At 63.2% G+C, this 24,451-nt stretch carries 24 protein-coding genes; 11 read left to right on the top strand and 13 right to left on the bottom strand.

Going from position 1 to position 24,451, the window contains the following annotated elements; all coding sequences use genetic code 11:
- Nucleotides 1-40 precede the first annotated feature (40 nt).
- From QFZ94_RS22795 to QFZ94_RS22780, 4 genes are read right to left on the bottom strand one after another with little or no spacing between them, the layout of a single operon-like run.
- Nucleotides 41-472: a TrbG/VirB9 family P-type conjugative transfer protein gene (locus tag QFZ94_RS22795; RefSeq protein WP_429459681.1), complete on the bottom strand. Its 432-nt coding sequence runs from the start codon at nt 470-472 to the stop codon at nt 41-43.
- A complete protein-coding gene (locus tag QFZ94_RS22790; RefSeq protein ID WP_429459679.1) occupies nt 469-1,803 on the bottom strand; it encodes a TrbI/VirB10 family protein in 1,335 nt (444 codons plus the stop codon). The genes QFZ94_RS22795 and QFZ94_RS22790 overlap by 4 nt, the downstream gene beginning before the upstream one ends.
- Nucleotides 1,804-1,805: 2 nt before the next feature.
- Nucleotides 1,806-2,852, bottom strand: coding sequence for a TrbG/VirB9 family P-type conjugative transfer protein (locus QFZ94_RS22785; RefSeq protein WP_429459677.1), 1,047 nt, complete (start codon nt 2,850-2,852; stop codon nt 1,806-1,808).
- The gene (locus QFZ94_RS22780) at nt 2,849-3,589 is read right to left on the bottom strand and encodes a VirB8/TrbF family protein (protein ID WP_429459675.1); all 741 of its coding nucleotides are present in this window, start codon (nt 3,587-3,589) and stop codon (nt 2,849-2,851) included. The genes QFZ94_RS22785 and QFZ94_RS22780 overlap by 4 nt, the downstream gene beginning before the upstream one ends.
- 75 nt (nt 3,590-3,664) lie before the next feature.
- Here QFZ94_RS22780 and QFZ94_RS22775 point away from each other — a divergent pair, with 75 nt between their 5' ends.
- A complete protein-coding gene (locus QFZ94_RS22775; protein ID WP_429459673.1) occupies nt 3,665-3,934 on the top strand; it encodes a hypothetical protein in 270 nt (89 codons plus the stop codon).
- Between the two features lie 2 nt (nt 3,935-3,936).
- Here the strand turns inward: QFZ94_RS22775 and QFZ94_RS22770 are convergent, their stop codons facing one another.
- The 8 genes from QFZ94_RS22770 to QFZ94_RS22735 form a co-directional block, all read right to left on the bottom strand.
- Nucleotides 3,937-4,965, bottom strand: coding sequence for a type IV secretion system protein (locus tag QFZ94_RS22770; protein WP_429459671.1), 1,029 nt, complete (start codon nt 4,963-4,965; stop codon nt 3,937-3,939).
- 35 nt (nt 4,966-5,000) lie between these two features.
- Complete coding sequence (locus QFZ94_RS22765) at nt 5,001-5,285, bottom strand: hypothetical protein (RefSeq protein WP_429459669.1); 285 nt, start codon at nt 5,283-5,285, stop codon at nt 5,001-5,003.
- Between the two features lie 11 nt (nt 5,286-5,296).
- Nucleotides 5,297-6,100, bottom strand: coding sequence for a conjugal transfer protein TrbJ (locus QFZ94_RS22760; RefSeq protein WP_429459667.1), 804 nt, complete (start codon nt 6,098-6,100; stop codon nt 5,297-5,299).
- Nucleotides 6,093-8,693: a VirB4 family type IV secretion system protein gene (locus QFZ94_RS22755; protein ID WP_429461890.1), complete on the bottom strand. Its 2,601-nt coding sequence runs from the start codon at nt 8,691-8,693 to the stop codon at nt 6,093-6,095. Before QFZ94_RS22755 ends, QFZ94_RS22760 begins: the two co-directional genes overlap by 8 nt.
- A gap of 104 nt (nt 8,694-8,797) precedes the next feature.
- Entirely contained in the window at nt 8,798-9,172 is a 375-nt protein-coding gene (locus tag QFZ94_RS22750) for a VirB3 family type IV secretion system protein (RefSeq protein WP_429459665.1), read from the bottom strand.
- A 12-nt stretch (nt 9,173-9,184) separates the two neighbouring features.
- Nucleotides 9,185-9,607: a hypothetical protein gene (locus tag QFZ94_RS22745; protein WP_429459663.1), complete on the bottom strand. Its 423-nt coding sequence runs from the start codon at nt 9,605-9,607 to the stop codon at nt 9,185-9,187.
- Nucleotides 9,600-10,649 (bottom strand): CpaF family protein, encoded by a 1,050-nt coding sequence (locus tag QFZ94_RS22740; RefSeq protein ID WP_429459661.1) that lies wholly within the window; start codon nt 10,647-10,649, stop codon nt 9,600-9,602. The genes QFZ94_RS22745 and QFZ94_RS22740 overlap by 8 nt, the downstream gene beginning before the upstream one ends.
- Nucleotides 10,646-11,182 (bottom strand): lytic transglycosylase domain-containing protein, encoded by a 537-nt coding sequence (locus QFZ94_RS22735; RefSeq protein WP_429459659.1) that lies wholly within the window; start codon nt 11,180-11,182, stop codon nt 10,646-10,648. The genes QFZ94_RS22740 and QFZ94_RS22735 overlap by 4 nt, the downstream gene beginning before the upstream one ends.
- 787 nt (nt 11,183-11,969) lie before the next feature.
- Here QFZ94_RS22735 and mobH point away from each other — a divergent pair.
- The 4 genes from mobH to QFZ94_RS22715 are packed head-to-tail and all read left to right on the top strand — an operon-like array spanning nt 11,970 to nt 17,340.
- Entirely contained in the window at nt 11,970-13,961 is a 1,992-nt protein-coding gene (mobH, locus tag QFZ94_RS22730; protein WP_429459657.1) for a MobH family relaxase, read from the top strand.
- Nucleotides 13,962-13,985: 24 nt separating this feature from the next.
- Nucleotides 13,986-16,127, top strand: a complete 2,142-nt coding sequence (traD, locus tag QFZ94_RS22725) for a type IV conjugative transfer system coupling protein TraD (protein ID WP_429459655.1) — start codon at nt 13,986-13,988, stop codon at nt 16,125-16,127.
- Nucleotides 16,128-16,138: 11 nt separating this feature from the next.
- Entirely contained in the window at nt 16,139-16,837 is a 699-nt protein-coding gene (locus tag QFZ94_RS22720) for a DUF4400 domain-containing protein (RefSeq protein ID WP_429459653.1), read from the top strand.
- Between the two features lie 56 nt (nt 16,838-16,893).
- A complete protein-coding gene (locus QFZ94_RS22715; protein ID WP_429459651.1) occupies nt 16,894-17,340 on the top strand; it encodes an SET domain-containing protein in 447 nt (148 codons plus the stop codon).
- A 15-nt stretch (nt 17,341-17,355) separates the two neighbouring features.
- Here the strand turns inward: QFZ94_RS22715 and QFZ94_RS22710 are convergent, their stop codons facing one another.
- On the bottom strand, nt 17,356-17,568 hold the full coding sequence (locus QFZ94_RS22710; RefSeq protein WP_429459649.1) for a helix-turn-helix transcriptional regulator: 213 nt from the start codon (nt 17,566-17,568) through the stop codon (nt 17,356-17,358).
- A gap of 571 nt (nt 17,569-18,139) precedes the next feature.
- Between QFZ94_RS22710 and QFZ94_RS22705 the strand changes: the two genes are divergently transcribed.
- From QFZ94_RS22705 to QFZ94_RS22680, 6 genes are all read left to right on the top strand, one after another.
- Nucleotides 18,140-19,102 carry an ABC transporter substrate-binding protein gene (locus QFZ94_RS22705; protein ID WP_429459647.1) on the top strand — a complete coding sequence of 321 codons (963 nt, stop codon included), beginning with the start codon at nt 18,140-18,142 and terminating at the stop codon, nt 19,100-19,102.
- A 26-nt stretch (nt 19,103-19,128) separates the two neighbouring features.
- Nucleotides 19,129-19,941 carry a class II aldolase/adducin family protein gene (locus QFZ94_RS22700; RefSeq protein WP_429459645.1) on the top strand — a complete coding sequence of 271 codons (813 nt, stop codon included), beginning with the start codon at nt 19,129-19,131 and terminating at the stop codon, nt 19,939-19,941.
- On the top strand, nt 19,938-21,290 hold the full coding sequence (locus QFZ94_RS22695; RefSeq protein WP_429459643.1) for an LLM class flavin-dependent oxidoreductase: 1,353 nt from the start codon (nt 19,938-19,940) through the stop codon (nt 21,288-21,290). Before QFZ94_RS22700 ends, QFZ94_RS22695 begins: the two co-directional genes overlap by 4 nt.
- Before the next feature lies 1 nt (nt 21,291).
- Nucleotides 21,292-22,074, top strand: coding sequence for an N-acyl homoserine lactonase family protein (locus QFZ94_RS22690; protein ID WP_429459641.1), 783 nt, complete (start codon nt 21,292-21,294; stop codon nt 22,072-22,074).
- A gap of 121 nt (nt 22,075-22,195) precedes the next feature.
- The gene (locus QFZ94_RS22685; protein ID WP_429459639.1) at nt 22,196-23,242 is read left to right on the top strand and encodes a D-2-hydroxyacid dehydrogenase; all 1,047 of its coding nucleotides are present in this window, start codon (nt 22,196-22,198) and stop codon (nt 23,240-23,242) included.
- Nucleotides 23,239-24,414 carry a tripartite tricarboxylate transporter substrate-binding protein gene (locus QFZ94_RS22680; protein WP_429459637.1) on the top strand — a complete coding sequence of 392 codons (1,176 nt, stop codon included), beginning with the start codon at nt 23,239-23,241 and terminating at the stop codon, nt 24,412-24,414. Before QFZ94_RS22685 ends, QFZ94_RS22680 begins: the two co-directional genes overlap by 4 nt.
- The last annotated feature ends 37 nt before the right edge of the window (nt 24,415-24,451 follow it).

Genomic DNA, 24,451 nt, shown 5'->3' with positions numbered 1-24,451 from the left:
AAGCAACCCCACAGATAGACTGCGGGTGCGAGCCTGTGGGTCACGGCCGCAGACCCGTGGGGCTCGACAGTGTAAGGCGGCGCGGTCCCGCAGAGCCGAAATGCGCGCTCGCTGGCGGCCCATTGTGGCTCGCGCGCTCGGCACGCGCTATGCGATTTCCTTCCCGGAACACCAGCGCAATTTCCATTTGATCGACGACGACGTAGGGCGGGTCAGGGCGCCAACTCAGGAGCAATGGTCCGCCTGGCGTATCTGCCAGGATGGCGGGCACGCGCTTCGGATCGTCAAACTGCAGGTAGATCCGCTGGCCGTCGTCGAATACCTGGTATGGCCGGACTGCGGTGTCACCGTCCAGATGCCAGTCAAAATCGTAGACCGGACCCGTCGTGGTCGGTGGTTCGGCGCAGGCTGACTGAAGCAGACAGGCAGTGAGCAGCACGGTTGCAGAAAGCAGGGCGGTGAAGGTTTTCATCGATGGCAATTCCCGTCAGTGGTGCCGGGCGGCAGCAGCATGTCGCGCTGCGTGATGAACGTGATGCGCTGACCCGGTTCCAGCCGCAGCGTCGGCTGGATGTTCATGTTGCGTTGAAGGATCGTCTGCGTGGTCTGGGACAGCGATTGCGCGGCTGCCTCCGACAGATCGGTCGACACGCCGCCGTTGATGTTGATCGTCGTACCGTTCGACTGGCTCTGGTTGTGACCGATCCAGGCCGCTACACCTGCAATCAGGAACGTCGATCCGAAGATCCTGAAGAAGTGATTGTTGACGTCGGCGCTGACACCGGCTTCACCATCGGGGTCGTTGCCGGTCAGGCCGTCGAGCCGCATCGAGGCGTGGCGGAAGATCATCCGCGTGGCGGCCATCAGCATCAGGTCCTGACCGATCGCCACATCGTTATTCGTGCGACCCAGGATCCGCGTGCCCTTCGGAATCAGCAGGCAGCTTCCGTCGATGCTGTCGTAGATATCGCGATCGACCATCGCGCGGAAAGTACCGGGCATATCGCTCTTCGCGCCCTGCAGGATCACGGTGGGAATCGGTGTACCGCCCATCACCATGTAGGGTGAACCGACAGGGACCGGGAACAGCGGTGCGCTGTCGTCGTTTCCTTCGCCCTGCTGCCTGATCCAGTCGGCGTTCCGATGATCGGTCGCACTGGATACGCTCATGGAGGACCGTCCCGATGCGGGCGATTCGCCGACGCCGCTCGTAGAGGCGTGGTCCGCCGCCGTCTGCTGGTCCGGGCGTTGCGACGGGGTGCCCGCGATGCGATCGGGTAGGGAGACGTTGCTGGCGGCCGTGTTGCCGGCGCCGCTGCCAGTGTCTTCGTAGGCGACGAGCGACTGGCTCTGCATGGCCTCGATCTGCCATTGCAAGGCGAGACGATCGGCGTCGCCCGTTCCCGGAGCCTCACCACCATTCCGGTAGTTTCGGGGGAGTGGTCCGCTGTCGTCTCCGGGTGCGCCTTTTGGGATGCCGTCGAGTGGCGTGCCGCCCAGCGGGGCACTCGCACCCGATGCCGCATCACCCGCACGCGCCAGTGCCAGGTTGCGCTGGTCCTCGAGGCGCTTGCGGATCGCATCTGGCGAAGCCTTGGGCAGCCGGGCGTCCGCCTCGATCTGTTCACGCTCGCGCCGTTCGGCCGCGGTCTCGTGGGGATGGGACAGCGCATGGACGAGCACGATCGCCAGCAGCGCCGAGCACAGGACGATCAGCAGCGTTTTGGCGAGATTGCGGCGAATACGCGTGAGTTTCGTCGGTTCCTGCGTGAGCGGGGCGCTGCTGTTTTCGGGAGCGGCCATGGTCACGACTTCCCGTAGACGTTCTTCATGCGGGCGGAGTCACAGCCGAACAGGCCACACCCGTGACCGCGACCGTTGAAGACCCGGACTTCCTCCTTGCCGCGTCTTAGCAGCAGACCGTACGTCGTGATCTGCTGCACTTCAAAGAAGTCGCCCCCGAGCGGGATGAAGCTCGCGATCTCGGCCTGGCCTTTTTCATCCATGACGAGGATGGCAGGCAGCTCGGCATGGTGAGGAAACTGCAGGTACGTGAAGCGCCCGTCATCGAACACTGTCACCGGAGCGAACGGTGCGCTACCTTCGACCCGATAGTCGAAGTTCGCTTGATCGAGGGGGATGCGCGGGCCAGCCGCGCGCGCGTCGCCTGACGCGGATGAGTCCGCTGGTGCGCCTCCATCCGCCCGCGCCGCGGAATTGGCGCCTGGAACGTTGCCCGGGTATTCGATGCCGAAGGGCGAGACCTGTCCCGCGGTCATCTGCGCGTCGGTATCCAGATAGTGCCAGGAGACGCGTTGATACGCCGCGTCATGGTCCGACGAACGGAGGTCCAGTTCGTAGCGCCGGCGCGTCGTGATGACCGTCGCTGCATTGTCGAGTGCGGGCAGGCGCGCCTCGATGAATACGTCGCGCTTCGTGAGGGCCGTATGTTCGAGCCAGCGCTTGCCGGTGTCGGACAGGTAGACGCCAACGACTTCTTCGTCGGGACCGAACACCAGATGGGTCTCTTCGTTCGTGCGCACGAGGACGGGATACCGGTAATCCGGATCATAGTCATAGACCACCAGCGACGAATCATCCGGTGCAGGGTACGGGCCGTTGATATAAGCTCGGGACGCAGACGCGCGGGAAGTCGAGGGATGCGGGGCTCGTAGATGCGGCGCTGGCGTGGGCCTCGTATTCACAGTCCGCTGCGAGGTGATGGCTGTCACTGCACTGGCCGGCAGCGGTGCAGGGGGCGTTGGTTCTGACGCTGCGACCTGCGCCGCGGCTGGGCAGAAGCATGCGGTGAACAATGCCGCGCAGCACGCGGCGGAAACGACGGGATTCATTGCGTTGCTCCCGGATTGACGCCCGCATAGGGCGTGAGGCTGAAGTGGGTGATGCGCAGCCCGATCGGGTTGTCCTTTTCTTCGCCGGGTTTCAGCGTTTCGGGCGCGAGCAGGAAGCTGACCGTGAGCAGCATCTGTTTCGGTCGGGATGGTTTGCCGTTCACGCTCTCGATCAGCGTGAAGATCAGGTAAGCGACCTGACCATCCGGCGAGAACGACGTCGAGTTCTCGATGAATTCGCGCGTGAGGCCAGGCGTTTGCACGACGCGCTGCGGGACCGGATCGGTTACGGTGATGTACGTTTCGAGTTCCTGCGTCGCGGCACCCGACGTCCAGCCGAACGCTGCCGGTATCTGACGGGTGAGGGTATCCTGGCTGTCCGCCTCGATCGTGAACACGCGCGAGGCCCACTTCACGAGGAAATAACGCTCGTTCGCCGCGGTGACAGAGTAGGTTTCCGCATAACGGTCCGAAACCCACACTGCGCCGCTTTTCTCGTCGTGCTCGACAAAATAGGGGCGGGGACCGCTGTGTGCGCTCTGCACGATCAGCGCCGCGCATTCACCGGCGGCAATCAGCGCGAATGCGGCAGCCACCTTGATCGCGAGCCGCTTTTCCCAGATGGGTCGCTGGAATGCCGCAAACCAGGCTGAGACTGCCTCTCCCGTATTCTGTGGAGGCGAGAGCTCGGCACCCGATAACTCGGTGCCGGAAGAGGTGTGCACGCGTTTGCGCATCGCCTAGTCCCTCCGGCACGGGCGTGCCCGCAGTGCTACACTGGGATCCAGTTCACCTGCTGCGAGGGTGCAGCCATGGCCAAGCTCAAGATCATCCTGCTCTATTTCGTACTGCCGATCCTGCTGTTCGCGGCGTTCGTCGTGTATCAGGTCGGCGCACACCATTTTGGCGTCGCGATGATGCTTGCGGGCGCAATCGCATTCATTGCCTGGGCGTGGATCAGCACCACACCGAAGGAGAGAGAGGAGTCGCTTCGCGCCGACATGGAGCGGCAGCGGCGCCTTGACGATGAGCGGACAACCTACTATGTCATTCAGGAAAGTTCGAGGCATCAGCGTCATTGAATTCACCTTAACGGCTTGGGCGTAACGTTGCGGCCGAGTAACCCTTTGCCGAACCCAGCGGACCCGCCACCGCCACTGCCCGACACAAGAGCGCGTGCGATATCCGGCACCTGCCACATCATGAAAGCCCCGACACCGCAAACCAGCGCGAGCGCGAGCATCGCGAGGTAGTTCGTCGCGTAGTAGGCATCGCTGTTCGTGCCATTCTGCGCGGCGGCCTGCTGCACGAGGCTCTGGATACCCGGCAGTACACCGCTGTCGACGATTGCCATCATGAGCCACGCGACGACCTTGAAGAGTCCTGCGGAAATCGTGAAGCGAAGCCATCCGTTGAAAAGAAATTCGCCCGCTGGCAGGACATACCAGGGAATCAGCACCGGTCCAAGACAGAAGGCAATGTCGAGCAGGAACGAGCCGAATTGCACGACCACCACGAAGATCATCGTCATCAACGCAATGGCGATGACCGCGAGCGCTTTTGCCAGAAACGCGAGCAGGATCAGCGGCAGATTTTTGACCAGTGTCCAGATGGAGTTAAGGCCCGCGGAGTTCGCCCCGGCATCATTCGCGGCTCCGCACACCTGATGGTCGGTGTTCGGAATCACCACACCGTCGGGCGTGATGTCCGGCACCTGCTCGCACACCTGGGCCGCTTCTGTCCGCACACCCTGCATGATGGTCGAGGCGGCGTTGACGAGCGCGCGCAGCAGGTCGCCGGGATTGCCCTCGCCACCCGACACGCGGGACGCCATCGTCTGCATGTTGTCGACGAAATAGCTGTGCACGGTGCTGGACCAGGCCGTGAGCAGCACGAGAATCACCGCGCACCGGATCAGATGCCGGAACATGTTCGCGAAGAAGCCGGGGAAGTCGCCTTCGAGCAGCCACAGGAACACGTGCCACGTCGCCATGACGAGGCCGAGCGCAGCCAGCAGATCCATGCCGTCGGACAGAAAGAGCGTCTGCAGGCTCGTCCCCCTCGCCTGCATCGCAGCGAATAGGGTGTTGAGCACGGAAATGACGTCGTTCATGGTCGTGACGTGTTTGCACCCTGGCGAGCGGTTCGCTATCGCAGGGCGCCGCCGAGCCGCAGCAACGCGAGCAGCAGGGCAAGCGGCAGCGCGATCCAGGCCGCCGCAAAAACCTGTGGGCTCTCGACGTGCACGACCAGCAGTCCGACGAGTAGCGACAGCCGCGCGCTGCGGGTGATGCGGCGGTCGAACGACCAGTGCGGATCACGCTCTTCGAACGGCACGCGGCTGTGCAGGCGGTATTGCTGCAGGGCGTGGAGCACCACGCGCAACTCGGCGGGCGTCGCACAGAGATGGCGGATCAGCCAGCGCAGCAACATCCCTGGTTCTCCTACTGGTCCTGCAGCAGATCGAAGTCGGGCGCGCCCTGCGTCGTCTGCTGCTCCTGCTGGTTGGTCTGGCCGAGCGCGGCCGCACGGGCGGCAGCAAGCTGTGCCGCGTTGCCCTGGGCCTGCGACTGTGCGATCCTGTCCTGCATCTGCTGCGCAACCTGGCGCTGCACGAGTGCATGCAGGTCGACCATCTCGCCAGCGAGCACATTCGACTGCTGGTTCAGCATCTGCAGGCCCTGCACATTGCCCGTGACGCCTGGGATCTGTGACTGGATCTGCTGCAGGTTCTGCGCGCGCTGCGTGAGCGTGTCCAGGTTCTGCATGTCCTGTGTCATTTGTTGCTGATACAGACCGCCACGTGTCGAGGCAAGCGACGTGTAGGCCGACAGCCACTGCGAAGGCGACATGCCCGTCGTGTTCATCTCGGAGAGGCTGCGACCGAAGAGCCCATTCGTGGCAGTGGCCGCCTGCTGCAGTTGCGTGACGGCGGTCGACAACGACTGGAAGCTCGCAAGCTGTGTGCGGTAGGGAGCGATGGTCTGGTCGATCAGTGATGTGGGAACCTGCTTCAGGTTCTGGACCATCGTGACGTACTGCTGCAGGCGGGTGATCTGTGCCTGGACGTTCTGCTCGACCATCTGCGCCTGCTGGGCGACCGAAGAAGCCAGCTCGGCATGGTTCAGCAACTGCGTGACTTCGGTGGCGCCCCCGTCAAGGCCACCACCGGCGCGCGCCACACCCGCGTGCAGCATCATCGAAAGGACAGCGACGAGCGCCGCGCCGGGAATCGTTGGCTTACGCATGATGGGCTTCCTGTTCCGATGCTGAAATCGCACTCCCGCTGGACTGATTCATCGCTTCCTCGATGTAGCGATCTTTCCAGTCAGGGCGCCCGGAATGCAGATGCCGGTTGAACATGAGCTGGGCGCTCATCTCGGATCGCAGGATGGCGATCGACGTGGGGTCCAGTGGCACCGAGATGCGACGTGACGCGCCGCCCTGCTCGGTCACGAAGTAGTCGCGTTTGGCGACGAGCTGCTGGATCATGCGGATCTGGGCGTCGGACAGGCCGAAATCGCGTTGGTAAGCGGCTTTCGCGGACGGTGTGAAATTTTCGACCGGCACGAACACGCGCACGAGCACGTTGTCGCGGATCTGCGGCCAGATCTTCGAGGTCGAGACCTGCTCGGGGGACTGGGCATCCATCCACACGCAGCCGAGCTTCTTGCGCATCGTGACGATCCAGTTCCCGATCTGCGCGGCAAACGTATCGTCGTCGAGCAGGTTCCAGATTTCCGGAAGCATCACGAGCGTGGGACCGATGACACCCGCGGCGCGCCGCTGTTCGAGTGAATCCTGGATGCGGTACGTCACGTACGACAGGAACGGGCGGGCAATGGCCGTATTGGCGAGAATCCGGTCCGTCGCCATCGATACCCAGCGGCCAGCGTTCGAGTCATGGTCGAAGCTGTCGTGCACATTGTCGAAATAGTGCGCGTGGACGGCTGGACCAACCCACAGTGCCAGTTCGTCGGCAAGTGGACCGGCGGGCAGCGACGCGTGGACCGTACGCAGTCGCCACAGTCGCCGGTCGCTGCGGCTGCGCGTGGCGGCGAGCGCGGTTTCGAGCTCGCGGCGGTCTCCCGCCGTTACCCGGTAGGTGCCACGCTGCTGGACGAGCATCACGATCCATTCGACGAGGAATTCCCGGTGCCGGAGGTCCGCCAGCAGCACGAGCGGGTTCATCTGTGCACGTTCGTCATCGGAAGCGTCGGCTGCGTCATGATCGAACTGCAGGTATCGTCCGCCCTGGAGGATCGTCGGGATACGCATCGACAGATCCTTGTCGAACCCGTACAGCCACGCATCCGGATACTTGCGGAACAGCGTCGCGCACAGCAGCATGAAAATCGTTTTGCCGAAACCGGTGCGCCCGCAAATCAGCATGTGCCCGACGTCGGCGAGGAACGCAGTGAACCAGTAGGGCGTGCCGAACTCGGTCGGAAAGGCGGCCAGCGCGGGGCACACCGTGCCGGTCTCTTTCGTCAGATGCGCGTTGATCCGGTGCCCGTCCGACACGCCGCGCAGTGGCAGCAGTCGTGCCAATGCCGCTGTGTCGATGAACGACCATCGCGCGCATTCGCGCCACATGCCCGGGATGGTCGTCGCGAAGGCGGAGAAAGCGTGGAGGGTTTCGCGTACCGGTGTGAAGTGTGCCGCGCGCAGCGCTTCCTCGACGGCCCGGTGCGTCGTGACTGCCTGCGCCCACGCCGTTTCGACGGTGACGTCATCATCGAACGGCGTGGTCTCGAAAACGGGCGAGAAGGAAAGGACTGACAGGTTGTAGTACCCATACATTTCCTCGGCCATCTCGACCTTGCCGATACGCCGGTTGGCATCGTCCGCGGCAGTCGAGCGGGACTGGTTCTGGCGGGCGCCTGAGGTGTCGCCACCGCGTAGCGTGGCGGCCAGCAGCGAGCGCGTGTCGAGCCGCCGCCCCTCGTGATAGCGACGCACGCTGTCGATGAAGCGCATCGCGGCCGTCGGCGTGGTGAGCCGGAAGCAGTGACTGACCGTCAGTTCCCCGGGCACCTTCAGCAGGCCGTCGAGGCTCGCGGGTCGTACGCTGTCCGGCCAGAAGTCTCGCCGGGCAGGGATGCCGGCCGCGATCGCGAAGCGCTGGCGTCCGTGCGAGTAGAAGTGCAGATAGTCGTGACCGGGGCGGACCTCGGTATCGCACATCGCGAGATCCAGTGCGGGAATATCCGGTACCGGCACGGCAGCGACGTGGTCACCGGGCGGCGAGCAGCACGCGTGCATGAATGCACCCAGTGCGTCACCGCGAAGTCGACGGCAGGCAAGTCGCGGATTGCCGGCGACGAATCCGAACAGGATGTTCTCGAAGGTATCGACGACGGCAGCCAGTTCCGAAGCTGTATACGCGAAAAGGTACTGGTCGGAAAAGGTACCGCGCACCGCCTGAATCAGCGACTGCACGATCGGTAACCGGTCATGCGTCATGCCGTGCGTGACCTTGCCCGCAAACCGATCGAGTCCGACTTCGGGAGCCAGTGCGAACGTGACGAAGTGACGGTTCGCGTAGTTCGCACCGCGCTCGAACGTGTCGCGCCGTGCATCGTCAACGCGCTGCGAGATGGGGTCGGGCATCGGCGCGCTCAGATACCGGGCACTGCGGCGGCGGTGCACCGTCCACCACATCGTCACGGGCCGGCGCGCGATATCGCGCAGCGACGTGATGAGGTTGTCCATCAGTTCGAGCACGTGGCCGGTCGAGAGCGCATCGGCATCGGGGCCCGAGAACTCATACGTCGCCATCACCGACGAGTCCTTGTTGACGATCAGCGAGTCACTGAAGCGGAACAGCCACGGCACCATCTCGGCGGTGGAGCGACGGTCACCATCGGTACGCTGCGCGACCCGCGAAAGCGATTCCGCATCGTACGGAGAGAGGGGTAATGGCGAGAGCGTGACAGAGGGCTTCAGCACGGCATCCCCCGGGCAAAGCCTTTCGGTCGGGCGTTGATCTTCTGGCGCAGCAACTGGCGGGGCTCGTAGTAGTCGCCCTGACGGCTATATTTCGTATAGCAGCGGATCTGGTCGGGGTCGCGCCGGACTGCGAGCCAGAGCACGGGATGCGTGACCAGTGCCGCGAGCAGCACCCAGCCGTTACGCAGACCTGCTGCGAACGTGATGACGATGGCGCATTCGGCAATGCACCATTTGCGGTCGATCCCGAGCAGCAGGAACTGTTCGAGCATGGTCTTGCGGATTCGTGAGGCAAGCGGGTCGACCGGATCCTGCGGCTCGGGCTGTTCGCCAAAGGCGTCATGGCTGGCTGTGCGAAGTGTTTCCATACCGGACTCCCGTCAGATGCTGCCCGTGCATGCGGCACCATGGTTGAACACCTGCGCCCAGAGCAGCGGCATGTTCAGGATCGCCAGCGTGCCGAGCACGCCGCGCAGCACGTGCGTCTTGATGTTGCTGCGGCCGTCGTCGAGCAGCCACAGCACGATCGAGCCGACGAGCGCGGAGAGCGAGACGACCTCCAGCAGTTCGTTATCGAGCACGTCCTGGTAGACGGTGCACAGGCCACCGTTCCAGATGCCGGCATGCGCAATGGCGGGAATCGTGCCGAGCCAGAGGGCTGCGAAAATCAGGCGCACCGCCCGCTGGTGCCGGACGACGAGGGTTCGCCATGCATCGCGCAGATCCGCGCCGTGCTGGGAGAATGCGGAGATGACCCGGCTGGCGCTGCGTGGCAGGCGGGCGCGATGATGCTGATCATGCATGGACCATCTCCTCATGCGAAGCGAAACGGGAGAAGAGACAACGGGTCTGGTAGCGCCCATTCCCGGCGCCGAGCACTTCGCGGATTTCGACCGGGCCACGCACTGCACCCTGACGCTCGGCATGCACGAAGAACCGGAATGTGGAGGCGATCTTCTGGCGCAGGTCGTCGATCGACAGGAGCCGGCCTTCGTCGCTCATACGAATCAGCGATTCCAGCCGCGCGGGCGCGGTGTCGGACGAGTCGGCATGGAACGAGACGATGGAGCCGGGGTGTCCGGTGTTCAGCGCTTCCATCAGGTCGAAAGCTTCAGCGCCCCGGACTTCACCGACGATGATCCGGTCCGGGCGTACCCGCAGCGAGAAGCGCACGAGGTCGCGGATCGTAATGCCGAGATTGGTCTCGAACGCGACGTGATTGGGCGTATGCACCTGCAGCTCGGCCGTGTCCTCGATCGTGACGACGCGGTCTGCCTGCGGTACGGCATCGATCATCGCGTTGAGCAGTGTGGTCTTGCCGGAGGAAGTGGCACCGGAGAACGCGACATTGATGCGCTCGCGCATGACCCACTCGAAGAACTCGCGCAGGGCAGCGCCACCCGCAGCCAGACGCTCCAGCAGCGCGGTATGGCGGTGGCGCGCGGTGAGCGGCGACGCACCCCGAAGTACATCGAACGCGCCGCTGCGCTCATAGTCGGCAAGTCCAATACGTCGACGCGAATGCTTTCTGATCGACATCGTGTCGCCGTGTACGGCAACCGGATGACGGGCGGCAGCGAGGCGCAGGCCAGGCAGGCGCGCGTCGAGCAGCGGCGTCTGCTCCTTTGCATTGACGTTCGCGAGGATCGTGATGGCCCGGTCGAGCGCATCGGGATCGAGCGCGCACCCGGCGACGTATGCGACGCTCCCGTTGCGCTCGACGAAGATCGCGTCGGCGCGGTTGACCATGATTTCCTGCACGTCGGGGTCCGCGAGCATCGGTTGCAGCGGACCGAGGTAGTCGTTCAGTACCTCGATCGCGTATTCATACGTCAACCGGCTCATCGAACACCTCCCCATGTGAGAGGCTGGAACAGCTTCGTGATCAGCCCGGAAGCCGGCGCACCTTGCTGAACGATCGTGGGATCGGACGATGCAGAAGGCAGGTGTGAGGCTGCCGTGTTGAGTGCCCGATACACGCGGCGTGCGTACGCGATGCGCTTCTCGTGCGCCCTGGCGTTGTAGGCGCCCACGGCGTCCCAGTTCACGCCGAGTCGGTGAAGGTTCTGCGACAGGATCCATGCGCCGACATAGGCGTTGGTGCAGCGGTCATGAAGATCGGTGCGCGAGATGCCAAACCGCGAGAGCGTTGCGAGCCACCGGCTGTTGATCTGCATCAGTCCGATATCGATGCTGCCGTCGGCATTCAGATGGACGACGTCCGGACGCTGCCCGGACTCGACGGTGGCAATCGCGCGGACGAGCCGCACGTTCACGTGATGAGAGCGCGCGGCGTCATCGATGCAGTCGGCCCGGCAACTTAACGCCAGCCCGGACATCACTGCACCCACCAGAACGATCCACACACGCCTCACCATTGACCTCATCCGTTGTTGCCAGTCCCCACGTCGCGCCGATGATCACGAAAACCAGAAAAAGAGCCTGCCGGACGCGGGGAGCATCCCGGCAGGCCAACAGCGCGCGTCGGCCCAGGGGGAGCGGACCGACGGGTTCACTGTAGGCAGCGATGGCGCGCGGAGGGGCCGGATATCTGCCCGTGTGTGCGTCCGGGCCGGCAGGTTTTTGCGGACTGCCTGGTCGCCAGGTCGTTGCCAGAACAGAATGTCCAGCGCGATACAAAGGCGTTGACGGACGGCTGCAAAGGCAAGGGGAACAAAGGGCGACGAAAAGGGAAGGGCCTTATCCAAAGGCCGCGGGTGAAGCTTGGGATAAGTCGCTTCACCCGCTGAAAGGCTCAAAGGGTGAAGGGTAAAAAAGGCACTTGCAGCAAGGGAGAAAAACGCCGCGGCACACGCCGGGAAAGATCGGAAAGGGCCAGGAAAGGACAGCCCGGCTGACCGCGACTTCCGCTCTCCGTGCGTCGACATGACTGCATGCCACGTCCGCACGCCGTGCAGTTATTCCGGACCGGAAGTGAGGGCGACTGCGTACTGTGGGGACAGTTGAACCACTCACCACCTGTGAGCCCACATGGCACTAGGTACCGCCCTGACCTGGCTGGGACGCGTTTCAGCGGCCTCCACGAGGTTGTCCCAGCCAGCGTTGCCTGCTGCATCCGTCGCCGTTCCGACACCGCGGCGCTCGCAGCCGTCTGCGCAGCATCTGCCAGTACTCGCGTCTGGTGAGCTCCTTGTGCGAACTGGCATGCAGGGCACAGTGCGTAGTATCGGAAGCAGCCTGGGCCTGTCGGCTGGGAGTGAGCGCAGGGACGTCGAGCCGCTGATCCATCAACTCACCGAATTCGTGCAACTGCTGCCCGCATCGGAATCCCACCATCATGCACAGCCCGGTGGCCTGCTGATCCATCTGCTCGAGGTGGCGCGGTCTGCGCTGCATTTCCGCGAGGGCTACCGGCTGCCACTCGGCGCCAGTCCCGAGGACCAGATGCAGCACGGCGCGCGATGCAGTTATGCCGTGCTGGTCGGCGCGCTGCTGCACGACATCGGCAAACCCCTGGCAGACCTGAAGATTGAAATCGTGAGTGGTACGAACGCGCGGCCCTGGGTGCCGCTGGCGGGCAGCATGATCGGGCAGGGCGGCGAGTGGTACCAGGTAGATTTTCCGGAGCCGGCACAGCGCGACTATGCCGAGCACGCGCGGCTGTCCATCGTGCTGCTCCAGCGTCTCGTTCCCTCGGCATCGCTCGCCTGGCTCGCTCAATATCCGCCAGTCATCGATGAACTGGGAGCGTATCTCTCCGGCGACGCCAATGCAAAGGACGGGGCACTCGCGAAGATTGTGGGGGAAGCGGACCGGCGTTCGGTTGCGCAGAACCTGCTCTCGGGCCCTCGCACCCGCTTTGCGACAGCGCGCGCGGTTCCGCTGATCGAGCGGTTGATGGGCGGGTTGCGGCGGTTGCTCGCCGAAGGCGAGCTGCCGATGAACCGTGCGGGCGCCACCGGTTACTGCGACGGCGAATCGCTGTGGTGCGTTGCAAAGACGCTTGCTGAGGCCGTGCGGGCGTGGCTGGCCCGAAACGAACGGCAGCAGCCTGGTGCGGCCGGTATCCCGGCCGACAACAACCGGCTCTTCGACACCTGGCAGGAGTACGGCGCGCTCGTTCCCACACCAGAGGGCGGCGCTATCTGGACCGTCGAGGTGACGGTGGGAACCTGGAAGCAGACCTTTACGGTTCTCCGCTTTCCGCTCGACCGGCTGTACGCTGATCCGGGCCAGTATCCCCGTGCACTTCCGCCCGACGCGATTCAGGTCGTCGAAGCCGTCGAGGCTGGAATGGGCGCGGCGCCGCCGGTCGGGGATGCGTCACCGGCGCCGCCTGGCAATACGGTAGACGTCCAGTCCGCTTCGCCGGACGCGGACGAGCCGGATCAACCCGGACCCGCTGAGGCAACGGCTGTTCATGAGGGTGCGCCCACGGCGGGAACCGACGCAGCGTTGCCCATGCTGCTCGTGATGCCTGATCTGCCTGGCGCAGCAGTCGATAAGCCCATCCCGGTGCCAACGGCAACTGTCCCGCAGCCGGTTTCCCGCGTCGATTCACCTGATTTTCTGCCTGACGGCGAGAGCGCATCGACGTTGCAGGCCGAGGTCGTAGGCGGCGGGAAGCCGGACAGGGAAGACAACCCTGTGCCCGACCAGGTCGCCTCTCCGATGCGCCCGAAGCAGAAAGCGAAGGTGCCGGCACGGTCGGTGGCTGCACGCGAGGGTGGCCGGCAACGTCGACCGAACGCCGAGCGTTTCATGGCCTGGGTCCAGGAAGGGATTGCAACGGGAGCACTGCCTTACAACGAGTCGATGGCGCGGGTGCACTTCGTGCCGGAGGGCATGCTGCTCGTGACACCCGCAGTCTTCCGCGACTTCGCGCAGGCGCATCCTGGGGCGATTGAACAGACGCCGGCTGAGGACGGCAGAACACCCGAGCCGTGGAAGCAGCTACAGCGCGATTTCCAGAAGTCGGGCTATCCGGTGGCGGCGGATTCGGGTGGTGCCGCGCGATCCTACCTGCTTCATTACACGATCAAGGGTGCGGGCGGACGGCAGCTGTCCGTGATGCTTGTGCCCGAGCCCGAGCGCTTCTTTAACCCCGTTCCGCCGCCGAACGCGATGATCCAGTCGAAGCAGAAGCCGGCGCAGGACGACGGCGGTGACGGCGTACCGCATTCGTCGCGGACGTAGGCGCCGGGCGCGAGCGGACAGGCGATGGGCTATCCAGTCGAGAACCGCTTTCGCAGACCCGTCGAACTGCTGTCGTCGTTTGCCGCGCTTGCCGCAACGGGCGTCCTCTGGTCCCTCCCCGCGCTGTTTCTGCTCACCCCAGCGACCGGCGGTGTGACGACTCTCGGGTTGGTCGCCCTGGCCTGGGTGCGTGGCAGGCAGGCGTGGCAACTGATCCGTTTCCAGCGCAACCTGCGGCGGCTGCCGCAATACGTGATCCCGGCCGCGGTCATCCCGTGCTCCAGCAGGGAGGTATTTCTCGGCCGCGGTTTCCGGTGGAGAGGAATCCACACCCAGCGCCTGTATCAGGCCCGTCTTCCCGAGAACCGGCGACTGCTTGCCCGCAACGGTCTCTACGATCACGCACGGGACCACGAACGGCGCTATCCCGACGGCCGTCTTGCGCGTATCACGCGGCGGTACGGATGGTGGAATCCCGTGGCGCCACTGCCACCGGTTGGCGGCGATCCAGCGCTGCACGGTGTCGAACCGGAGGAGCGCGATGTCTGGTTTGATCTCGGCGAGCGTGTCGGTCATATGGCCGTGCTCGGCACCACGCGCGTCGGTAAGACCCGGCTGTGCGAGGTCCTGGTTGCGCAAGATATCCGCCGTGGCGATGTCGTGATCGTGTTCGATCCGAAGGGCGACGTCGACCTGCTGCTGCGCATGTATGCGGAGGCGAAACGTTGCGGTCGCGAGGGCGAGTTCACGTTTTTCCACCTCGGCTACCCGGACCGCTCCGCGCGTTACAGTCCGATCGGCACCTACTCGCGGATCACGGAAGTCGCGACCCGCATCGCGGGCAACCTGCCGAAGGAGGGCCAGTCGGCCGCGTTCCGCGATTTCGTCTGGCGCTTCGTGAACGTGATGGCCCGTGCGATGAGCGCACTGGGTATCCGTCCGACCTACGAGATGATCTACCAGAATGCGGTGAACATCGACGGGCTGGCGCTGCGGTATTTCCGCTTCTGGCTCGATCGTGACCACCCTGGTTGGGAAGATGGGCTGGAGCCACTCGAGAAGGAGGAGGCGAAGCAGGCGATGCGCCTGCAGCGCAACCAGGAAGTGCTCCAGGTCGCGAACCTGATCCGTCAGCAGGGCTGGACCGATCCAATTGCCAATGGCCTGCTGTCCGTGATCAGCAACGAGCGTTCTTACTTCGACAAGCTGATCTCATCCCTCTACCCCCTCCTGGAAAAGCTCACCACAGGACGGACGTCGGAGCTGCTGTCGCCCGATTACAGTGACCCGGACGACCCGCGCCCCGTGTTCGACTGGAACCGGGTGATGGACCGCGGCGGGATCGTATACGTCGGGCTCGATGCGTTGTCCGACTTCGAGGTTGCGGGCGTGGTCGGCAACGCGATGTTTGCGGATCTCACGTCAACGGCTGGCCGGATCTACAAGTATGGGCATGGTTACGGCCAGAGCACCGCCGGCGGCAGGCGCCGCGTGTCGATCCACGCGGACGAATTTAACGAACTGGTCGGCGACGAATTCGTGCCGATGGTGAACAAGGCAGGCGGGGCCGGTTATCAGGTGACGGCCTACACGCAGACGAGCGCCGACGTGGAAGCGAAGATCGGTTCGCGGGCCAAGGCCGAGCAGATCTTCGGCAACTTCAACACGCTCGTGATGCTGCGCGTGAAGTACGTGACGACCGCCAAGATCCTCACCGATCAGTTGCCGATGGTCGACGTGAAAACGCTGACGCTCGCTTCGTCGGCGACGGATGCGGTGCGACGCGGGGAGGGCGTGCATTTCACGGCGCAGACGCACGATCAGATTTCGGTGCGCCCTGTGCCGATGCTGCAGCCCTCCGACCTCACGCAGTTGCCGAAGGGGCAGGCCTTTGCGCTGATTGAGGGCGGCCAGCTCGTCAAGGTGCGACTGCCGCTGCTGGAGGAAAACGATCCGATCATGCTGCCGGGGCTGGACGAGGTGGTAGCCGATATGCGCGCGAAATACGCGTCCTATCTGCAGGCCGTATCGCCGTTCGATGATGCAGGTGGGGTGGCGCCGGACGTTATCGGCGGCGCGGTGGGCAGCTTCCTGCCAGTCGTCAGCCACGTGCAGCCCTCAGCCAGCGAACCCTGGGCGGTCGAGGGCAAGGGTGCCGGGTTCTGAGAGGAGTGGGTATGAGCGCGACGCGCCGGGATGGCAACGCGGAGGGTGTGAAGTCGTTCTTCTGGGTCGTCGATCTGGCTATCCATGCGGTGCTATGGCTGCTGCTGGCATCGCTTCTGTCGGTACTGGCTGACATCGCGGCAGCCCACTTTTTATGGCGGGACGATCCCGTGGGCGGGATCGAGACGCTACTTCGCTATTACCTGGAACAGACATCGGATCGCGAACTCGCAAGGTGTACCGCAGACCTCGCGTACTGGAGCTGGTTTGGCTGGACGGGCGTCGATGCCTCTGCGCGGGCCTGGCAGGCCGGGACCTCGCCGGCTCAGGGCCTTGGATCCATGCTGCGGCCCGCATTTACCGGATCAGCACGCGAGGTGTTGATCGTGGCGATGGTCGGAATGAAACTGTTTGGCGTTCGCGTCTCGATGTTGCTGATGACGATTCCACAGTTTCTGCTGGCTGTTGTGGTCGCACTCACGGATGGACTGGTGGCGCGTCACGTCAGGCGGGCGCAGGGCGGCCACGAATCTGCGACCCGCTACCATCATGCAAAGCGTGGACTTGGATTTGGAGTGATACCACTGACGGCCATCGTGTGGCTCGTCGCCCCGCTGTGCCTGCCTGTCTATCTCCTCTTCTGGCCAGTCTCGGTGCTGATGCTGCTCGCGGTATGGAACATGGCCAAATACTTCAAGAAATACACATAGGTAGTGAGGGTCACCCTATACTTCACTTCGACAATGAGAGAGAGGAAAGGCAGGTCATGCAGCGACGTGTGGTAGTCAGGCGCTCGCCCGTGCACGGGCGAGGCGTATTCGCGCTTCAGGCGCTCGAACCCGGCGAGCGGGTTCTCGAATACAAGGGTGGGCTGATCCCGTGGCAAACTGCGGTCAGGCAACACCAGAAGCAGGGCGTGTCTGGTCATACCTACTTCTTCGGATTGACTGATGGACGCGTCATCGATGGTGGCCAACGCGGGAACAGCGCGCGCTGGCTGAATCACTCATGCGATGCAAATTGTGAGGCCATCGAGGTGGACAATCGCGTGTTTATTCATGCGTCGGCCTCGATTTCACCCGGCGATGAACTGTTCCTTGATTATCAACTGACAATCGACGAGCCGGCCGACGACGAGATCAGGCTCAGCTATGTCTGCCGATGCGGTGCCCCCCGGTGCAGGGGTACGATGCTGGCGGCCAGCGAGGCCTGATTTCCCGCGCGGGGATCAGTGACGCTGAGGGACCGGCCGCGCCACTTGCTCGCTCGCCGCTGAGCGTTTCTCAAGCCATGCTTCCAGCTCGGACTCACGCCATCCTGTTGCACGCTCACCGATGCGGATGGGGCGCGGGAATTCTCCACGGCTGATCATCGAATAGATGGTTGCCCGGCACAGGCCGATTTTTTTGACGACGTCCTTCATGCGCATTACCTGGTCCATTTGCACGACTCCGGGATGCCTTGGTCATGTTCGATTATCCATGGAGCACGTCTCACTGCAATGGACGCGAACGATCGACGTCGTGATGGAACAGGTGGAACAGGGAGCTTGCCAAGCGTATCGATCGCGCGATGTGATAGTTCCAATTTACACTTTGTTACTGCTTTGGGGCGCAATTTAATGCCCATGGCGCATCGGGCATATCCCTTGTGCTGCAGCTTCTCTCCGACCGGAATGCAGAATCGCGTGAATATCGCGCCGGTAGACGTAGCCGCGGTATGACGGCCCCATAGTCGTGTAGCCTTCTCAGGCGGGTGCCGCCGGGCTGCGTTTCCGGCGTCGCATCGTGGCCGCCGCCGATTACGACTGGCTGACCATGCAGTTCGAGGTGACGCAGTAGTTCGGCAGATGCGCAGGGATGCGTCCATGTCGGTGAGCAATACCGCGCATTTTTGACCACTACGATCTGTCAGCTGGAACGGGTGGCTTTCAGTTTTGGGGGAATATTTTGGCGACGACGGCAGTCGAAAGGGCGATATCGAATAAGCTATTTCAAAATACTTAGAAAGCTTTGGCTCACCAATATTCGAGAAAATTGGTTTGCATTGCACATGACGGAAACCATACTGATCGTGTCTTCAACACGGGTACGTATCAAGAGGGTCAAGTCATGTCACAGTCGAAACAAATCACTATTGCCTCCGGTAGCTCCATGTTCTATCTGCCTTTGTACGTCGCGCGTGACGAAGGCCTGTTTGCCGCAGCGGGACTTGACGTCCAGTTTGCCGACGGCGATCTGAACTCGGCGCCCTCGCCGGAGAACGTGTTCGATCGGCTCAAGGAGAAGCAGTTCGAGGAGTGTCAGGCCGACACGTTCAATATTTGCGAGTGGGCAGGCGTCGATCGCGTGGAGCGTGGCCAACGTGGCGGTCGGGTGGTCGGTTTGCGCGCCGCAGTTGCCGCGCAGGCGATCGTGACGTTCGATCCGGCGATTCAGGAGCCACGTGATCTCGCGGGCGTGCTGGTCGGTGTCAACAACCGTGCAGGTTCGCATTACGCGACGGCTCAATTGCTGGAGGGTGCGATCCCGGCCGATCAGACGTTTATCGAGCACGCGGGCGCGCCTCAGGATCGATACGAAGCCCTCAAGTCGGGCAAGTTCAAGGCGGTGACGCTGATGGAGCCGTACATCAGCCTGGCGTTGAAGGAGGGGGCGCACATCGTCAACCTCACGTTCTATCGTGGGGCCGAGGTGGTGTCGGACGATCTGTCGGTCGAACAGCAGCGCGCGTATTTCGGTGCGATCGACAAAGCGGTCGATATCATCAACGCCGATTTCGACAAGTACAAGCACATCATCACCGAGCGGGTGGGGAACGCCCTCGCTCCGCACGAACTGGGAACGCAGTTCATCCGGTACGTCCACACGACGCCATTCACGACCGATCGCTTTGCCGACACCTACGAGAGCATGAAACGCTGGGGGCTGACCAGCGGGAATTCCACTTACTCGCAGCTTGCCTCGGTTTTCTGATCGGGGTTGATATCAGGGCATTCGTGATGACGTATCAATCGGCAAAGCAGTTTCTCGGGCCGGAGCGGGAGCGCCTGGTTGTCCCGCGCGGGGACGATCGGGCTATGTCGCCGGAAGAGTGGGAGACCAGGGTCGCGCTGGCAGCCTGCTATCGTGCCGCAGTCCTGTATCGATGGACAGACCATATCTATACTCATTTTTCTGCGCGTATTCGGGGGGCCGAAGAGCATTACCTTGTCAACGCCTATGGGCAGACGTTCGACGAGGTGACGGCATCCAGCCTGGTGAAGCTGGATCTGGACGGAAACATCATTTCCGATCCCACCGGCCTCGGCGTCAATGCGGCAGGGTTCGTGATTCACAGCGCGATCCACCGGGCGCGTCCGGACCTGCACTGCGTCCTGCATACGCATACACCGGCTGGGGTCGGCGTATCCGCGCAGAAGAACGGCCTGCTAATGATTACCCAGCATGCGATGCGCTACCAGGGCAGGATTGGCTACCACGACTACGAGGGGTTCGCGCTTGACCTCGGGGAGCAGGCTCGGCTTGTGAAAGACCTCGGTCCGCACCGGGTGCTTATCCTGCGCAACCACGGACTGCTTGCCTGCGGCGAGAGCATTCCGCGGGCTTTCCAGGAACTGCATTTCATCGAGCGCGCCTGTGCGGCGCAGATTTCGGCGCAAGCCGGCGGCGCTTCGCTGAGCGTGCCGCCGGCGGAGATCGCCGAGCGTGTGGCGGAACACATCGAAAAATCCAGTGGTGGATTCCGGACCCAGCGGCATTGGGATGCGGTTCTCCGTCAACTGGACCGTATCGACTCATCGTACCGGCAATGAAGTATCCCAGGAGGAAGCTGGCGCTGGGGCTGTTTCTTCACGCAGCCGGTTATCACACAGCCGGCTGGCGACATCCGGCCGCTCGCTCCGATACGGAGGACATCGGGTATCTGGTGGACCTTTGTCAGCGTGCCGAGCAGGGAAAATTTCACTTCGCGTTTGTGGCTGACGGACTGAGTACTGGCCGCCACGCAAGCCCTTCCGTTGTGGCGCGGCTGGAGCCCCTTACATTGTTGAGCGCGGTGGCGCTGAGAACAACGCATATCGGGCTGGTGGCGACTGTTTCCACGACATATAGCGAGCCTTACACTGTTGCCAGGCAGCTTGCGTCGCTGGACCATATCAGCCGTGGGCGGGCAGGATGGAATATCGTGACGTCGTCGAGCGAGTCCGCCGCGCTCAATTATGGAACGGTGCGCCTGCCCGATCCGGCGCAGCGGTACTCCCGCGGCGAGGAATTCGTCGACGTCGTATGCGGCTTGTGGGACAGTTGGGAAGACGGAGCATTCGTTCGCGACAAGACCAGTGGCAAGTATTTCGAGCCGGACAAGCTGCATTCGCTCGATCATCGAGGCGAGCATTTCGATGTCGCCGGGCCGCTGAATGTCTCGCGCTGTCCACAGGGGCGTCCGATTCTGATCCAGGCGGGTTCGTCCGGGCCGGGAAAGAGGCTGGCGGCCAGGGTTGCGGACGTCGTGTTCACTGCGCAGCCGGAAGCGGACGAAGCCCGGCGTTTCGCCGCTTCGTTGAAGGAGCAGGCTGCGACCGGGTTCGGGCGCACGGGAAGGGTTCCCATTGTGATGCCCGGCATTGTTCCTTTCGTTGGGCGTACTCGCGAGGAGGCGTTTGCGCTTTACGAAAGTCTTCAGGAAAAGATCGATGCAGGCCGTGCCTATGCTGCCCTGTCTGAGCGGTTCGGGCAGGACGTTTCCCACCTCGCTCTGGATGCGCCTGTCCCTGACGAACTGCTGCAGAGCCATCTTTCCAGCCGTGTGACCTTACTCAAGAGCCTTGCGGACAGGAAAGGGCTCACGATGCTTGGGCTGTACCGGATCATGGCGGGTACAAACGGTCATTTTCCCGTAATCGGCACGCCGTCCGATATTGCCGACCATATCCAGTCGTGGTGGCAGACGGGGGCAGCGGATGGTTTCAACGTGATGCCGCCGTATTTTCCCGGCGGGTTGCAGGACTTTATCGATAGCGTCGTTCCGTTGCTGCAGGAGCGCGGTATTTACCACGAGGACTATGATCCGCTGGGGCTGCGGGCCGATCTCGGGCTGGACGTTCCGGCGAACCGCCACACTGCGCAACGGATCACCGAGGCGGAACATGGCTCTTCCATTTAGATTGTTCGCGCTTCGCTATGCAACGAATCCGAAGCGCCGGACGGTATCGAATTTTCTTTCGAACGCCGATCTGCACGATGGTCCCATGCCGATGGATTATTTCGTGTGGCTCGCCGTCAATGACACTCATGCGGTCGTCATCGACAGCGGGATGACGCAGGCGGCCTGCGAAGCGCGGGGGCACACGTTTTTATGCGATCCGGTAGCGGGTCTGGCGCAACTGGGAGTTGCTCCGGAAAAGGTGGCGCAGGTCGTCGTGACGCATCTTCATTATGACCACGCGGGAAATCTCGACAAATTTCCAAATGCGCATTTCCATATTCATCCGGCGGAATTAGGTCATGCCTGCGGGCCTTACATGCAGCATGCGTCGCTGCGACGGCCGTACCGCGTCGATCAGATTTGCACCGCGCTCAGACTGCTGTACGGGGACCGGCTTCATTTCACGGCCGAATCAACGGAAATCGTTCCGGGCATCACCAGTCACTGGGTAGGCGGTCATACGCCGGGGATGCAGGTTGTACGGGTGCTGACCGAGCGGGGCATGGTCGTGTTGGCCTCCGACGCGATGCACTACTACGCCAATCTCGAGCGCCGCAATCCGTTTCCGATCCTCGTCGATACCCTCGCGTATATCACCGCGTGGGATCAGCTTCTCGCGCTGGCGGACAGCGTCGACCATATCGTTGCCGGACATGATCCGAAAGTGATGGCGCTATACCCGAACGCCGCGCCGGATCGTCCTGGCTTTGCCGTTCGCCTCGATCTGCCACCAGTTGCATAGCGGGTTGGTATTTCGAAATGCTTTTTCGGTAAAAGCATTTTGAACGGTGTTTTTCTTGGTTCTTCCGCTGTTCTGCGCTGGGTAGACTGCAAGGATTCGACGCATATGTTGACCTGCATCAATGCCCAATACGATTCCCATCCCCGCTGTCGTGCTCGTCAATCTCGCCACAGGCGAAGACGAGTTGTTGCGGGCGTGTGCGGGGATGGAGGCGATTGAGGCCGTGCCTTTCCGGCAGGGCGATGCGGCTGCCCGCGATCTGGCGAGAGCATCGGTCTTTGTCACAAGCACGCAGGAATACCACCCCGAAACGGCGAAACGTCTCGTCAACGAAGCACGACGACTCGAATGGATTCATTCGCCCAACACCGGACTGGAAAACTTCCATCGGTATGGCGTGCCGGCAGGCGTGCGGCTGAGTCACATGCCCGGACGGGCCGCGGCACAGGTCGCGGAGCACGCAATGGCCCTGATGCTGGGATTGGTGCGCGGCTTGCCGCTGCTCGAGCGTAATCGCGCGAATGCCGCATGGGCGCGCGAACGGATGGTCGCGTCCATGTCATCGTTGATCGGCAGGCATCTGTGCCTGGTCGGTCTGGGGGCAATCGGGCGGCAGGTGGCCCGACGCGCGCGGGCTTTCGGCATGAAGATCACGGCCGTGGCAACCACGGCTCGCGACGACGCGGACGTGGATCGTGTGGTCGCGGTGGCGGAGCTCGACGCTGTTCTCGCTGACGCCGACGTTCTCGTGCTTGCAGTCCCCATCGACAGTTCGACTTTTCATCTGCTGGATGCACGGCGGTTGTCCCTGCTAAAACCGTCTGCGATCCTGGTGAATGTGTCGCGCGGAGCGGTCGTTGACAGCAATGCCCTGGTGGATGCGTTGCGCGCGCGACGTCTGGCGGGAGCCGGGCTGGACGTATTCGAGACGGAGCCGTTGCCGAAGGAGAGCCCGCTCTGGCAGTTAGCGGAGGTATTGATCTCGCCGCACGTGGCCGGTGTCGGCGGCCCGGAGGAGTTGCGCGTTCGGGCGTTGCAGATCCGTCAGGTGTTGCTGAACGGTATCTCGGGTTTGCCGCTTCCTGGTTCGGCGCGCTGGGTGCCGGACGTCCGTAACCCGTTTCAGCCGGACCTTCGGGGAACCTCGAGCGCAGGGGAGGGACCATGACGGGAGAAGAGGCGCTGCCCGTCGTCGATGACCTGTTGTGGGCGGAGGTGCAGAAACTTCTGCCGGACCAGGTTCTGCGCTCGGCCGGGCGTCCGCCTACGGCCGACCGCCTGGTGCTGAACGGGATTCTCTGGGTACTGACGGCCGACGTGGCCTGGAATTCGTTGCCGGTCCGCCTCGGTTACGGATCGGGCTCTGCCTGCTGGCAGCGGCTCAGGGCCTGGCGTGCCGCGGGCGTCTGGCCTCAGATTCTCGACGTGATCCTGGCGCGATGGCGTGCCGGTGGACGCAATGAGCTCGCAGCGGTTCTCGAGCGCAACTGGCGTAACCGGGAGGCGCTGAACAATCTGGTCGCGACGAGTCGAAACATGCGATTCGGAGGCTCCATCCAGCTGGTGATCGGATTCACCGGGGGGCTCTCGGAGTCGGTCGCGCGGATGCTGTCCGACCCAATCGGAGACTTGTTGCGTACCCGCGTGGACGTTGTCGCGATGAGCGAGCGCAGTGCGGGCGGTGTGCAAGGTCTCAGTGATCCGGGCACGCTGCCGCTTGTGTTGGGCGGTGCGTGGAGCAGCCGGACTGCTGGAGCGCTGGCGGGAAGCCCGGTCAACGTGGCGGGCAATCCGCTGGGGCCGACGTTGGCCATTCCCCTTGCGATTGTCGTGCCGGCGCGTTCCGCGTACGCAGGTTGGCATGCGTTGCGGGAAGCGTCGCGGCAGCCAGGGCGCCCGCTGGTTTGTAGTACGCCACCCGTTGGAACGAAAGCCCATAACTGGTTCGAGCGATTGCAGGATGCTGCCCGATGGTATCCGCAACTGAATGTATGCCCGGGAGGCGGTGCGCAAACCCAGGCCCTGCTGACGGGGGCATCCGATGCCGCCGTCATGTCGATGGTGACGGCGGGGCCGTTGCTCAAGCAGGGGCTGGTGAAAGCCATTGCGTTTTCCACCACAAGCCGTTTGCCGGCATTTCCCGACGTGCCCTCAATCGCGGAATTCGGTTATCCGGGACTGGAAGAGCAGACGTGGCTCGGGCTGTTTCATCCCGACAATCTGGAAGCGCGGGTGATCGAGCGTATTGCACGGGAGACGGCGACGGCTTTTCACGCCCCGGCGGCACGCGATTTCATGGCGGAGGTCGGCGCAACGCTTCGCATCGCCAGGCTTGCCTGACAGATGCGGCTACGAGAAGTTTTTCCCTGCTAGGGCA

It is taken from the genome of Paraburkholderia sp. JPY465 (genome assembly GCF_050436725.1).
GTDB lineage: Bacteria > Pseudomonadota > Gammaproteobacteria > Burkholderiales > Burkholderiaceae > Paraburkholderia > Paraburkholderia youngii.
This window is presented reverse-complemented; position numbering and strand designations above follow the sequence as displayed.